This is a genomic window from Rhodococcus sp. 66b, assembly GCF_002076325.1.
In the GTDB taxonomy this organism is placed as follows: Bacteria; Actinomycetota; Actinomycetes; order Mycobacteriales; family Mycobacteriaceae; genus Rhodococcus_F; species Rhodococcus_F erythropolis.
Genome location: NZ_MUZB01000003.1, coordinates 440,094 through 452,978 on the forward strand (window position 1 = coordinate 440,094; position 12,885 = coordinate 452,978).

General features: G+C 62.9%; 13 protein-coding genes. 8 read left to right on the forward strand and 5 right to left on the reverse strand.

Annotated elements, in window-relative coordinates:
* The first annotated feature begins 173 nt into the window (after positions 1–173).
* Positions 174–782 (forward strand): ClpP family protease, encoded by a 609-nt coding sequence (locus B0E55_RS07745; RefSeq protein WP_020909763.1) that lies wholly within the window; start codon positions 174–176, stop codon positions 780–782.
* 4 nt (positions 783–786) lie between these two features.
* Positions 787–1,374, forward strand: a complete 588-nt coding sequence (locus B0E55_RS07750) for an ATP-dependent Clp protease proteolytic subunit (RefSeq protein ID WP_003945993.1) — start codon at positions 787–789, stop codon at positions 1,372–1,374.
* Here the strand turns inward: B0E55_RS07750 and B0E55_RS07755 are convergent, their stop codons facing one another.
* Genes B0E55_RS07755 through B0E55_RS07765 form a run of 3 tightly spaced genes read right to left on the reverse strand, consistent with a single transcriptional unit; the run spans position 1,375 to position 3,120 of the window.
* Positions 1,375–1,743, reverse strand: coding sequence for a helix-turn-helix domain-containing protein (locus B0E55_RS07755; RefSeq protein WP_031332119.1), 369 nt, complete (start codon positions 1,741–1,743; stop codon positions 1,375–1,377).
* A 58-nt stretch (positions 1,744–1,801) separates the two neighbouring features.
* Positions 1,802–2,299, reverse strand: a complete 498-nt coding sequence (locus tag B0E55_RS07760; protein WP_047889992.1) for a TIGR04338 family metallohydrolase — start codon at positions 2,297–2,299, stop codon at positions 1,802–1,804.
* Complete coding sequence (locus tag B0E55_RS07765) at positions 2,296–3,120, reverse strand: DUF2786 domain-containing protein (RefSeq protein WP_024487897.1); 825 nt, start codon at positions 3,118–3,120, stop codon at positions 2,296–2,298. Before B0E55_RS07765 ends, B0E55_RS07760 begins: the two co-directional genes overlap by 4 nt.
* A gap of 114 nt (positions 3,121–3,234) precedes the next feature.
* Between B0E55_RS07765 and B0E55_RS07770 the strand changes: the two genes are divergently transcribed.
* From B0E55_RS07770 to B0E55_RS07795, 6 genes are all read left to right on the forward strand, one after another.
* Positions 3,235–4,308 carry an ABC transporter ATP-binding protein gene (locus B0E55_RS07770; RefSeq protein WP_003946073.1) on the forward strand — a complete coding sequence of 358 codons (1,074 nt, stop codon included), beginning with the start codon at positions 3,235–3,237 and terminating at the stop codon, positions 4,306–4,308.
* A gap of 170 nt (positions 4,309–4,478) precedes the next feature.
* On the forward strand, positions 4,479–5,768 hold the full coding sequence (locus B0E55_RS07775) for an ABC transporter substrate-binding protein (RefSeq protein WP_003946022.1): 1,290 nt from the start codon (positions 4,479–4,481) through the stop codon (positions 5,766–5,768).
* A gap of 20 nt (positions 5,769–5,788) precedes the next feature.
* Entirely contained in the window at positions 5,789–6,964 is a 1,176-nt protein-coding gene (locus B0E55_RS07780) for a carbohydrate ABC transporter permease (RefSeq protein WP_020971415.1), read from the forward strand.
* Entirely contained in the window at positions 6,961–7,797 is an 837-nt protein-coding gene (locus B0E55_RS07785) for a carbohydrate ABC transporter permease (RefSeq protein WP_019746113.1), read from the forward strand. The genes B0E55_RS07780 and B0E55_RS07785 overlap by 4 nt, the downstream gene beginning before the upstream one ends.
* Before the next feature lie 22 nt (positions 7,798–7,819).
* Positions 7,820–8,029: a hypothetical protein gene (locus B0E55_RS07790; protein ID WP_019746112.1), complete on the forward strand. Its 210-nt coding sequence runs from the start codon at positions 7,820–7,822 to the stop codon at positions 8,027–8,029.
* Between the two features lie 112 nt (positions 8,030–8,141).
* Complete coding sequence (locus B0E55_RS07795; protein WP_041815441.1) at positions 8,142–10,331, forward strand: transglycosylase domain-containing protein; 2,190 nt, start codon at positions 8,142–8,144, stop codon at positions 10,329–10,331.
* Between the two features lie 24 nt (positions 10,332–10,355).
* On the opposite strand, the gene B0E55_RS07800 is transcribed toward B0E55_RS07795, so the two are convergent.
* On the reverse strand, positions 10,356–11,654 hold the full coding sequence (locus tag B0E55_RS07800; RefSeq protein ID WP_080909413.1) for a T3SS (YopN, CesT) and YbjN peptide-binding chaperone 1: 1,299 nt from the start codon (positions 11,652–11,654) through the stop codon (positions 10,356–10,358).
* 142 nt (positions 11,655–11,796) lie between these two features.
* The gene (locus B0E55_RS07805; protein WP_080909414.1) at positions 11,797–12,855 is read right to left on the reverse strand and encodes an SDR family oxidoreductase; all 1,059 of its coding nucleotides are present in this window, start codon (positions 12,853–12,855) and stop codon (positions 11,797–11,799) included.
* Positions 12,856–12,885: the final 30 nt, after the last annotated feature.

Below are 12,885 nucleotides of genomic sequence, written 5' to 3' on the forward strand. Positions count from 1 at the left end.
TTCGGCGCCTTAGATGGACTGAACATGCCGTTCGCTCAAAAAGGGGGGGCAGGCAAAAAGGGGGGCGGGCAAAAAAAGGGGCGGGCAAAAAAAGGGGCGGGTAAAAACAGGGGTGGTCTGCCCACAGCAGACAGGCGGGGCCCCGGCATCGCTGCGCCGGTAGGAATGGATTCATGACTACTGAAGCGCCCACCGACACCGGCTACCGTGACCTGTTGACAGACAGGCTCTTCCGACAGCGAACCATTCTGCTCACTGGCGAGGTCAACGACGCCATGGCCGAACGTGTGTGTTCGGAACTGGTGCTCCTCGCCACCACCGACCCCAAGCGCGACATAGTGCTTTACATCAATTCACCTGGCGGATCGGTGTTTGCCGGCCTGGCCATCTACGACACGATGAAGCTCATCCCCAACGACGTCGTGACGGTCGCGATGGGCTTCGCCGCCAGCATGGGCCAGGTGCTTCTCTGCTCCGGCACCCACGGCAAGCGAATCAGCCTGGCGCACAGCCGCATCATGATGCACCAACCTTCGGCGGGTATCGGTGGCACTGCGGTGGACATTGCGATCCAGGCCGAGAGTCTCGAGCTGATGAAGCGTCAATCGCAGGAAATCCTCGCCGCCGAAACGGGCCGGACCGTCGAAGAGATCGAGACCGACAGCGATCGGGATCGCTGGTTCACCGCCGAGCAGGCGCGTGAGTACGGAATCGTCGACCGCGTCGTGACGTCCTTCGCCGAGATCGCACCGCAAGCCACCTTCCCCAAGATCGGATTGTGACGTCATGTCCCAGTACACGATTCCCAGTGTCATCGAGCGAACACCAACGGGTGAGCGATCTTTCGACATCTTCAGCAGGCTGCTCAACGAACGCATCGTCTTTCTCGGCACAGAGATCGACGACGGCGTCGCCAACGTCGTGATGGCTCAGATGCTGCATCTGCAAGCCGACAACCCGGATCGCGAAATCGGTTTGTACATCAACTCTCCCGGCGGTTCCACCACGGCGATGCTCGCGATCTACGACACCATGCAGTTCTTGAAACCGACGATTTCGACGTACTGCATGGGTCAAGCGGCTTCGGCTGCTGCAGTGCTTCTGGCCGCAGGTACTCCGGGCCATCGGCATGTTCTTGCCCATTCGCGGGTGCTGCTGCATCAACCGTCGACGCAAGGTAGCGGCACCATCTCGGACCTCGCGCTTCAAGCAGCCGAGATCCTGAGAATCCGGGAGCAGACCGAGGCGATTCTGAGTAAGCACACCGGTCAGAGCGTCGAGCGGCTCCGCAAGGACACCGATCGAGACAGGATCTTCACTGCCGACGACGCTATCTCCTACGGACTGGCTGACACCCTCATCGAAGGGAACTGATCAGGCTGCCATCAGGACGGGACCGGAGATCGGTGCGGGAGAATGTCCGAAGGTGAGGGAGTTGAGCGCAACGATCCTGTTGCCCGCTCGGAACAGCAGGTGCTCGAGCGGCATCCCGAGCGCTTCGCAGATGGCGCGCAGAATTTCCGACGACGGTTCCTTCTTGCCCCGTTCGATCTCTGAGAGGTACTGCTTCGACATCCCGACCTTTGCGGCCACGTCGTCGAGAGTTCGGTCCTGATCGCGTCTGACCTCCCGCAGCACTCGTCCGTAGGCTTCACGAATCAGCGGGGGTTTGCGCACGGCGACAGCCGGATCGGGGAGGTCCGACTCACCCTGGACCAGGACCAGTCTGCGCGGCGCATCCATAGGCCGAGTATTCCAGCCGACCGGTTCGCACACCACCCGGTTCACCGAGGGCTGACATCTAGTCCGTTCGAACACCACCAGCAAGAAACATCGCTCGAAGAACGAAGGTCGCCTCGGGTCCGATGATCTCACCGACCAGGCTCGTATAGCGGTCGACGAACTCGGGCCCGTGGGAGGCCTCGTCGGAAGTGGGGTCGCCGAGGTGGTGCGCAAGTTCGTGCAAGACAACGAATTCGCGTAGCGCCCACCGGCCGTCACGGTCGTCCGGGACGGCGATGACGTCGTTCGAGTAGTGAGCGGCGGCATTGCCGGCGCGGGAGCGTACGGACACCGGAACGGTTGCGCGAGGCCAGGTCGCGAGTACCCAGTTCAGCCCGAGTAGCTGATCGCAGTACGCCTGGACCGACTCCACGGAACCGAATTTGCGCTCGACCGGCAACGTGATGGTGGAACCCATGACCTCGACGCTCCGAAGTCCGCGCTCGTCGGCGCGATCGAACATGGTGCGTACCAACGTCTCTGCCTCGTAAACGGCGCTCCGCTGCGTATCCCTCACGAGTCGAGCTGCCCGCGCACCCCGCCGATCTCCGGAAGGTTTCCCAGACGTGCGGAGCGCGCCGCCCGATCACCCGCTCGTCGAGCATGCGAGGAATGCCCGGCACTCGCGCGGCCACCACCCCGCCACGTCCCGCGCGCTTTGGAGTTGGATGAGTAGTAGTCCTTGAGCTCGATTTCCTTGTTGCGCAGCACGAGTGCGGTTTCCGAAGACGACGTGGCAGATTCTGCGATCGCTGCCTTCTCCGTCTCCTGCTTCGTCTCGGCCAACCGAGCGCCGATGCGGGACGCGTACGCCATCTGGAAGTTCAGGCGCGCCGTCACTCCGGCCACCGGCTTGCGGACCTGCGTGTTGACGCGTCGTCGTCCACGAGTTTCGACGACGGTCCGCACGGACGTTTCGCCGCGGTACGCCCCGGAGCGCACGTACGCGTCGGAGTCACGGACCATCTGGAAGAGCAGGCTCGAGTACAGCGCTTCGCACACGTCGATGTCACCGGCGAAGCCGTAGGCGTAGATGACGGCCGACGTCTGCGCGATGTCGCACTGTACGTCGTTGGCAGCGGCGATCGCGATGAACAACTGGGCGTACGTTCGCAGCCCACGCTTGCCCGGTTCGCCGATGGTGATGAGCCGCTGAGTGGGTGTCGCACGTTTTTCCGAGGACGCGGTGTGCGCCCGCGCGACCGCCAGGTCGATCGCGGAACCGGTGGCCAACCGCTGCGCGGCGGCCATGAAGGCTTCACCTTCGTGTGGATTGTCGGTGGACTCCGCTTGGCGAAGCAGCGCACCGATGCGGGTCAGCATCTTCTCCGAACTCACCGTGAAAGACTACGCTCGCGCGCCGACACGGACGTTTATGCTGCTAGCGCACACGCTCACCCTCAACTTGGATCGTCCGGCACGTTCCTGCCGGTAGAAGGGATCAACCCCGTCATGGCTTCAGTGACTTTCGAGAGCACCACCTGCCTGTTCCCCGGATCGAACACCCCGGCAGTGGACAAGCTCGACCTCGAGATCGAGGACGGCGAGTTCCTCGTCCTCGTCGGACCATCCGGCTGCGGAAAGTCGACCACCCTGCGCATGCTCGCCGGGCTCGAAGACGTCCACAGCGGGCGCATCCTCATCGGCGACCGCGACGTCACCGGTCAGGAACCGAAAGAGCGCGACATCGCGATGGTCTTCCAGAACTACGCGCTGTACCCGCACATGTCGGTGGCCGAGAACATGGGTTTTGCGCTCAAGCTCGCCGGAACCAACAAGACGGAGATCCGCGCCCGCGTCGAAGAGGTCGCGAAGATGCTCGATCTCGAGCCGTACCTCGACCGCAAGCCCAAGGCGCTGTCCGGTGGTCAGCGTCAGCGAGTGGCGATGGGCCGCGCCATCGTCCGCCAGCCGCAGGTCTTCCTCATGGACGAGCCCCTCTCGAACCTCGACGCGAAACTCCGTGTTCAGACACGCACGCAGATCGCTCAGCTGCAACGACGCCTCGCGACGACGATGGTCTACGTGACCCACGACCAGGTCGAGGCCATGACGATGGGTGACCGCGTCGCAGTCCTCGAAAAGGGAATCCTGCAGCAGTGCGCCTCGCCGCGCGAGCTCTACAACAAGCCGAAGAACGTCTTCGTTGCCGGCTTCATGGGTTCACCCGCGATGAACCTCTTCACCCTCCCCGTCGTCGACGGCGGCGTCGCATTCGGTGACGGGATCGTTCCGGTTCCGCGCGAGACGATGAACGGTGTCGTCGAAACCGAGGTTGTTCTGGGTATTCGCCCCGAGCACCTCGAGATCGCCGCCGAAGGCCTGCCGATGGAGGTCGACGTCGTCGAGGAACTCGGTTCCGACGCCTACGTCTACGGACGCACCACGATCGGCGGACGGTTGCAGCAGATCGTTTCGCGTGGTGACTGGCGCAACCCGCCGCAGAAGGGCGAGCGAGTCAACCTGCGCGTCGACCCTGAGAAGGTGCACATTTTTGCCACCACCGACGGGCGTCGCCTGGGTTAGGCGGACCTGTCAAACGACACATGACCGATTCAGGTTCGGCGTAATACCCACAAGTAGGGGTGTCTCGTGCCACAGTAGGGGCCGATGCCGGGAGCCGGCACCCATGGCGCATGCCGTGAGCCGGCTCTCGGTGACCGTCTATTTGTCATACACATACGGGGAGCGAATCCATGGTTCTGAACTCGAAGGCGATGCGCCGCGCTGCAATTGCAGCCACGGCAGCGTCCATGCTGGTACTGGCAGGCTGCTCGTCCGATTCGGACAAGGACAGCGGAACCAGCACCACGGCCGCATCCGGGGGATCGTCCTCGAGCGAAGGCCGCGGACCCATCACGATCGTCGAGGGGCAGGATGCCCTGAACGAGGCGCTCGAAAACATCATCACCGACTGGAATGCGGAGCATCCGGACGAGAAGGTCACGCTCAAGCCGCTGGCCAAGGAAGCCAACGCGCAGGTCGACGACATCACCCAGCGCATGCAGGCCAAGAGCGACGAGTACGACCTCATCGGCGTCGACGTCGTCAACACCGCTCAGTTCGCCGCAAACGGCTGGCTGCTGCCGCTCGAGGGTGACCTCGCGATCGACGAGTCCGGCCTCCTGCCGTCGACCGTCGCTTCGGGCACCTACAACGGCAAGCTCTACGCAGCGCCGAAGAACACCAACGCCGCGTTCCTGTACTACCGCAAGGACCTCGTCGAGAAGGCTCCCACCACGTGGGCCGAGCTCAAGGAAAACTGCCCGAAGGCTGTCGAAGCCGGCATCTCCTGCTACATCGGTCAGTTCAAGAACTACGAGGGCCTGACGGTCAACACCACCGAGATCACCAACGCTTTCGACGGCCCGTGGGTCGGCCCGGACGGACTCACCCCGGCCATCGACGACAAGACGAAGGCAGGCGTTCAGTCGATCGTCGACAACTTCGCCGACAACACCATCCCGCAGGAAGCACTGACCTACTCCGAGGGCGAGTCGCAGACCGCGTTCGGTGACGGCAAGGCACTCTTCATGCGCACGTGGTCCGGCTTCTCGGTCGACGGTGAGAAGACCTCGGTTGCCGGCAAGTACGGCTACACCGTTCTTCCGGGTGTCGACGGACCGGGCGCTTCGACCGTCGGCGGTTACAACGTCGGCATCAGCGCGTACTCCGACGCGCCGGCAACGGCTCGTGACTTCCTCGAGTTCATGCAGACCAAGAAGTCGCAGACGTACTTCACCGAGGTCGGCGGCGCACCCGTCCTCTCGGCTGTCTACGACGACCCGGCAGTGCTCGCTCAGTTCCCGTACTTCGCGACCCTGAAGGAAGCACTCGCTACCGCTCAGCCGCGCCCCGTCACGCCGTACTACACGCAGGTGTCGAAGTCGATCTCCGACAACACCTACGCTGCTATTCGCGGCGAGAAGACCGTCGAGCAGGCTTTGGCGGACACCAAGGCCGGCATCGAAACCGCCGGTAACTGATCTACCAGGAGCAATAAGCAATGGCAGAACCGCAGGATCCTTCCGCGGCTGTGCCTACCAACCCCACGGTCGGGGCCGGTTCAACCGGTCCCGACCGTTCGGGCGTTGGTGGGAGACACCGTGCACCGGAACCGCTAGAAGAGCCGTCGGCATCCGAGGCAGCAGGGACATCCCTGACCAAGGTTCTGCCTGACCTTGCAGCTACTCCACCCCCACCGACCTCGCCCCCGCCTGCGTCGGCCGACAAGCCGAAGAAGCGTCGACGAGTTCCGGTGTGGGCGTTCGTCGCACCGTCGCTGATCGTTCTCGCCGTCATCATTCTGTATCCGCTCGGACGAGCGATCTGGATGTCGATGCACAGCGACGGCAAGAAGCTCGACCCCGAGACCGGCATGTTCGTCACCGGTCAGTTCACGTGGTTCGAGAACTACAAGAACTGGATCACCCAGTCCTGCAACACCGCCAACGGCTCGATTCCCTGCCCGCCCGGCACGCTCGGATCGCAGTTCTGGCAGTCGATCGGAAATACGTTCGGCTTCACCGTCGTCACCGTTCTGCTCGAGACGGTGATCGGTCTGTCGATGGCGCTGATCATGGCCAAGACGTTCCGCGGCCGCGGTTTGCTCCGCGCCTCCGTGCTGATTCCCTGGGCCATCCCCACCGCCGTCACCGCGAAGCTGTGGTTCTTCATCTTCGCGAACGACGGCATTGCCAACAAGATCCTCGGCACCAACATCCTGTGGACGGCGGATCCCTGGCCGGCACGATTCGCGATCGTCGTCGCCGACGTCTGGAAGACCGCGCCGTTCATGGCGTTGCTGATTCTCGCGGGTCTGCAGATGATTCCCGCCGACGTCTACGAGGCCGCCAAGGTCGACGGCGCGACGGCCTGGCAGCGATTCCGCATGATCACGCTTCCGCTGGTCAAGCCCGCACTCATGGTGGCCGTGCTCTTCCGCACGATGGACGCGCTGCGCATGTACGACCTGCCCGCGATCATGATGGGATCCAATCCCGCCACCTCCACCATCTCGGTTCTGGTGGTCGATCAGATGCGCGTCGGCGCTAATTCGGCTTCGGCCCTGTCCACCATCACGTTCCTCATCATCTTCGCTGTGGCCTTCATCCTGGTCCGATTCCTCGGAGCCAATGCGGTCAGCACGCAGGAAAAGCAGCGGAAGGGGGAGCCGGTATGAACAAGGCACTACGCGGCAAGATCGGCACCTACATCGGCGTCGTACTGATCATCGTGTGGGGACTCGCTCCCTGCTACTGGATGATCGTGACGGCGTTGCGCGACCCGGCTGACACGTTCTCGACGTCGCTGTGGCCCACCAATCTCACGCTGTCCAACTTCACCGCGGCGCTCGATCCCGACGCGAAGGTGAACTTCACCCGGGCACTGATGAACAGCCTCATCATCGCGGGTGCGACCACGCTGATCGCCTTGGTCATCGGCGTGTTCACGGCGTACGCGCTCTCGCGTTTCGATTTCCGTGGCAAATACTTCGTCACCGGAATCATCCTCGGCGCGTCCATGTTTCCGGTCGTCGCCCTCGTGACCCCGCTGTTCCAGTTGTTCACCGACATCGGCTGGATCGGCAGCTACAAAGCGCTGATCATCCCGAACATCTCGTTCGTGCTGCCGCTGACGGTCTACACGCTGACGTCGTTCTTCTCCGAACTTCCGTGGGAGCTCGAAGAAGCGGCGCGTATCGACGGCGCCACCCGTGGCCAGGCGTTCCGTCTGATCATGCTGCCGCTCGCCGCGCCGGCACTGTTCACCACCGCGATTTTGGCTTTCATCGCAACGGTCAACGAGTACCTGCTCTCGCTGCAACTCTCGAGTGACAAAACCGCGCCCGTCACGGTGGCGATGGCCAAATTCTCCGGAACCGACCCATTCGTCACGCCGTACACTTCGATCATGGCCGGCGGAACCCTTGTGATGATCCCGCTGGTCATCATGGTTCTCATCTTCCAGCGACGCATCATCGCCGGTCTGACCGCAGGCGGCGTCAAGTCGTGATGCGCGCCTGCGCGCGGTTTCGATGAGGCGGGCTTCGCGCGCCCAGCGCATGGAGCTGATCGCCGGCTTCATCTCGGTCTTCGCCCTCATGGCGTTGATCGGCGCTGTGGTCGCGATCGTCAAGGGTGACCCCGGCGTGATGCCGTCTTTGGTGCTGCTCGGTTGCGTCGTCGCTCTCGGGCTGGCGTTCCGCGGATATCGGAACGCGGTCCGAGCAGAACGTCGCGAGTAGCCAGCCCGGTAGGGTGACATTTCGGTATCGCAGTTGCCGGGAGTTATCTGATCGAGATATCACCCTGGTGGAATGGTGCCGGTAAGTCCGGATCCACGACCGGGAGTGTTGAGTGAGTCCATCGAACAGATCGAGTGCGACGGGTGGCGATCAGTCGTCGGCTCGATCGGGCAAGTCGGCTAATTCCCCACGGTCGAGCAAGTCGGCCAAGCCGGAGAAGAAGCAGCGCTCCAAGTGGCGGTACGTCCGGCGGACCATCTACGTTCTCGTGCTCCTGATGATCATCGTGCCTGCGTCGGTATTTGCTGTCGCGTACAGCCGGACCGACGTCCCGCGCCCCTCGGACATGCAGACCAATCAGGTGTCCACCATCTACATGGCCGACGGCACGACCGTGCTCGGCAAGGTAGTGCCGGCGGAGGGAAACCGCACCGAGGTCGCGTTGTCGGCCATCCCGATTCACGTCCGCGATTCGGTGCTCTCGGCGGAGGATCGCAACTTCTACACCAACCCCGGCTTCTCGATCTCCGGATTTGCTCGCGCTGCCCGAGACAACGTGATGGGCAAGGAAAGCGCCGGCGGTGGCTCGACGATCACTCAGCAATACGTGAAGAACGTCTTGGTCGGTGACAAGCGCAGTATCGACAGGAAGCTGCGTGAGCTTGTCATCTCCGCCAAGATGGCGCGCGAATGGTCCAAGGACGACATTCTTGCCGCGTATCTCAACACCATCTACTTCGGTCGCGGTGCCTACGGCATCGCCGCCGCGTCGAACGCGTACTTCGACAAGCCGGTCAGTGAGCTGAGCGTCGAGGAAGGCGCAGTTCTCGCTTCCGTCATCCAGAGCCCGTCGTTCCTGGACCCCGAGACCAATCTGTCCGCGCTGCAAGCGCGCTGGGACTACGTTCTCAACGGCATGGTGGAACTGGGCAGCCTGACCAAGACGGATCGCGACGCGATGCAGTTCCCGGCTGTCGCCCCCGCCAATCGGCCGACCGATCTGAACCAGGCGCCCGGACCCGAAGGCCACATCAAGACTCAGGTACTCAAGGAACTGGCCGAGGCCGGTATCAGCGACCAGACGCTGAACACCGCTGGTCTGCAAATCACGACAACCATCGACCCGGTTGCGCAGGAAGCTGCGCTGGGCGCCGTCAAGCGGAATCTCGACGGTGAACCGGAAGACCTGCGGACCGCAGTAGTGTCCATCGACCCCAAGACCGGTGGCGTCGACGCCTATTACGGCGGTGACGACGGAGCGGGATTCGACTACGCCCAGGCGCCGCTGCAGACCGGTTCAGCGTTCAAGGTCTTCGGCCTGGTCGCAGCATTGATGGAAGACATTCCGCTGTCCGCACGGTTCGACAGTTCACCGCTCACGATCAACGGTGTGACCATCGGGAACGTCGGCGGCGAATCCTGTGGTCGATGCACCATCGCCGAGGCACTCAAGCGTTCGCTGAACACCAGCTTCTACCGGTTGATGCTCTCGATGGAGAACGGTGCCCAGAAGATCGCCGACGCCGCCCATCTGGCCGGCATCCCCGAACAGATTCCCGGACTCGACTACCCGACGCTCACACAGGAGGGTGGCCCACCGGAGAACGGAATCGTGCTCGGCCAGTATCAGTCTCGTGTTATCGACATGGCGTCCGCTTACGCGACGCTCGCCAACTCCGGTGTGTACCAGCAGCCCCACTTCATCCAGAAGGTCGTGACGGCCGAAGGTGAAGTCCTGCTCGATCGCCCGGTCTCTCCCGGTGAGCGTCGTCTCGATGCTGCCGTTGCCGACAACATCACGCAGGCAATGCTGCCGATCGCGTCGTACTCGAACGGTCACGCGCTCGCCGGTGGACGCCCGTCTGCTGCCAAGACCGGCACCGCGCAGTTGGGTGACACGGGGCAGAACAAGGATGCGTGGATGGTCGGTTACACGCCGTCGCTGTCCACCGCGGTGTGGATCGGGACTTCCGACGCGCAGGCCATCACCAACTCCTACGGTGGTTTGATCTACGGCTCCGGAGTGCCTGCGGACATTTGGAAGAGCACGATGGACGGCGCGTTGAAGGGCTCCGACTGGGAGAGCTTCCCGTGGCCCGATCCCATCGGCGGGCAGGCCGGCGTTCCCGCCAACTCCGGTGTGACCTCGGGTGACGGGACGGGCACGCCCACGACGGGCGCGGCCGCTCCCCCAGCGCCCATCGAGGTGCCCGGCCTGCCGCCGATCGAAGTGCCGCAGCTTCCCCAGTTGCCGCGTCAGATCGAGATCTTGCCTGGCATCGTCATCCCGCTACCGGGCTGACAAGTAGCGCTCGATTTCCGGCTCTCAGGCCTGATCGTCGAAGAGGCCGAGCTGGGTCGGCGCTGCATCCTTGGCGGGAAGTACGACGACGCGCAGTCCGCGCCTGAGGTTGCGGATCGCGTGCGTCCACGCGCGCTTTTCGCCCGCACACAGGTCGGTGTCGTCGTCCTTGCGCCGGATGGACTCGGTCAACGCCTCGTGCCACGCCGTCTCCTGCTCCTGGCTGATCCTCAGGTAGTCGAGAATGGTGTCGCGGTCGTGCTCACAGATCACGGCAACCTCTTCGGCGCTGAGCTCGCCCGTTCCGTCGGCGTCGAGTTCGAGGAGCGCCATGAGTGCCGGAGGAAATTCGTGGCACTCGTGTGACTCATATTCGGCACCGGGATCTTCGTGCTCGGAGGCCATCCCGTCGTTGAAGGCGGTGTCTCCGGTAGCGCGAATGGGTTGCCCGCCCAGTTCTTCGGCGAGTTCTTCCGATGCTTCGGCCAATTCGGCGAACGAGCGCAGAGCCCGGAGGAGGTGCTCGGCGACGAAGGGTGCGCCGTCCACCCGCACAACGCCCAGCACACTCTGCTCGACGAGAATGAGTTTGATGGTCGGCCACTGCCGATTGAGCTGGGCGAGAACAACAGCAGCGTTATCGAGGTTCTCCACCGAATGCACGACCCGCGAGAACACCTCCACGTACTCGTCGTCCTCGAGGACACGAACATAGGTGACCTGCTCACCGCGGACCAGCGGGATGTCGCCGTCGTCGTCACGTTTGGGCGGATGACCGAGAAGGCGTTCGACGGCTCCGTCGACCAGGATCCGCAGCATGTCACCCGAACCCGAGGGAGCGTGCGACGGCGTCGTGGCGAACGCCGGCGTCGACTCGCGTCCACTGGTGCTGGCACGCAGGAACGACGGGTGCGCAATGCTCCACATCTCGCGGAAGACGCGGAGCACCTTTGTCACCAGTTCCTCGGGACGAGCGCGGTCGACGTCGATGTAGAAGGACATGGACCCGTTGCCCTCGGGCTCGTGCTCGCACAGATCGGGAGCGCTGAACCCCATGTCGAGCAGTGCGGAGTGATCTGCCGGTTCGAGCATCCGCAGTGGATGCAGAAACCTGTTGGAAGGGACTTCACAGCGCACGGAGGTCTGATTCCACGCGAAGAACTGGATGCACGCGGGTGCGTCGGCCAGTTCGTCCATGCTGTCGTAATGCGACTCCACCACGAGAGTGTCGTCGTCCTCCATCACGGAGATGTAGCGAGCGAGATGAGTCTCGAAAGTAGTCCAGGCACTCAGGATTTCCAGATCGAAAGTATTGTCCGACATCGTCGCTCCTCTGGTCCGGGGGGCGCATGGGGCCCTACCGACGACTCGCCGAAACCCCTGCTTTTCAAACCCCGCCTACGACGGTAGTCCCGGGGTCCGACAGTGACAGCGTTCGTAGGATCCGAAGTGACGATGTTCGTAGTCAGGGGATTATCTTCCGAGCCTGCAGATTGGCGAAGATGTCGAGGAACATCGCTTCGGTGTCGACGTGGCGGTGAAATCCGAACCGCCGAGCTTTCGATCCGTCAGCGAAAAAGTCGTAGTCCCATCCGAATACGAAGTCACCGAACCCCCAGGACGAGACATCGGAATACGGGGTCCGAGCAAGTTGGTGTTCCTCGACGAGTTCATCCCACACCGACTCCTTGTCCGCCATTGCGACATCGAGGGACATCGGGAGCGGAGGTGCGACGTCCATGTCGAAGAAGGCTGCGATCTTCGGCCACATTTCCTGCCAGCGAAACAGGTCGCCGTTGTTGATGTTGAACGCCTGATTTGCGCACTCGGGATTGGTCGCGGCCCAGACCGTTGCTTCGGCCAGGAGTCCGGCGTCGGTCATCTCGATCAAGCTGGTGTACGCGCCGGGCTTGCCGGGGAATCGGAGTGGGACACCCAGTTTCTTCGAGATGGTCGCGTAGACGGCGATGACCATCGCGAGGTTCATCGGGTTGCCCAATCCGAATCCGGAGACGACCGAGGGTCTGATCGCCGACCACGTCCACGACTTGCCGAGCTGCCTGCGTTCGAGGAACTGCTGTTGGTCGACGTTGAACTCGGGTGGCATGTGCGGTGGATCGCTCTCGCGGGCCGGAGTTTTGAACGGTCCGAGATGTGCCCCGTAAACCTTGTAGCCCTGCATCAGGCTGACGTGCTCGAGTCCGCCGGCAACGGGTTCGATGGCGTCGAGAGTGTTGACCAGCATCGCCAAGTTGGGCGGAACCAGCTCGGCCCATGTCGGGCGGTCTTGATAGGCGGCGTAGAAGACGTGGGTGACGTCGTCCAGTCCGCTCAGTGCCGCTGCAGTCCGGGAAGGATCGAGCAGGTCGACTGCGATGTGTTCGACCCGGTCGGTGTTCGTGCCGCCTCGGCGCGAGAGTCCGATGATCTTCCATTCGCCGGTTGATTCGAGGTGATCGATCAAGTTCCCACCGATCACACCTCGGGCTCCGACCACGAGTGCGACTTTATTGTGATGCACCATTTCAGCCTCCCATTGGAATATCGCGATGTT

Excerpts from the sequence above, each read along its gene's own strand:
- B0E55_RS07745 (WP_020909763.1), top strand. The coding sequence starts at position 174 with ATGACTACTGAAGCGCCCACCGACACCGGCTACCGTGACCTGTTGACA.
- B0E55_RS07750 (WP_003945993.1), top strand. The coding sequence starts at position 787 with ATGTCCCAGTACACGATTCCCAGTGTCATCGAGCGAACACCAACGGGT.
- B0E55_RS07755 (WP_031332119.1), bottom strand. The coding sequence starts at position 1,743 with ATGGATGCGCCGCGCAGACTGGTCCTGGTCCAGGGTGAGTCGGACCTC.
- B0E55_RS07770 (WP_003946073.1), top strand. The coding sequence starts at position 3,235 with ATGGCTTCAGTGACTTTCGAGAGCACCACCTGCCTGTTCCCCGGATCG.
- B0E55_RS07775 (WP_003946022.1), top strand. The coding sequence starts at position 4,479 with ATGGTTCTGAACTCGAAGGCGATGCGCCGCGCTGCAATTGCAGCCACG.
- B0E55_RS07780 (WP_020971415.1), top strand. The coding sequence starts at position 5,789 with ATGGCAGAACCGCAGGATCCTTCCGCGGCTGTGCCTACCAACCCCACG.
- B0E55_RS07785 (WP_019746113.1), top strand. The coding sequence starts at position 6,961 with ATGAACAAGGCACTACGCGGCAAGATCGGCACCTACATCGGCGTCGTA.
- B0E55_RS07790 (WP_019746112.1), top strand. The coding sequence starts at position 7,820 with ATGAGGCGGGCTTCGCGCGCCCAGCGCATGGAGCTGATCGCCGGCTTC.
- B0E55_RS07800 (WP_080909413.1), bottom strand. The coding sequence starts at position 11,654 with ATGTCGGACAATACTTTCGATCTGGAAATCCTGAGTGCCTGGACTACT.
- B0E55_RS07805 (WP_080909414.1), bottom strand. The coding sequence starts at position 12,855 with ATGGTGCATCACAATAAAGTCGCACTCGTGGTCGGAGCCCGAGGTGTG.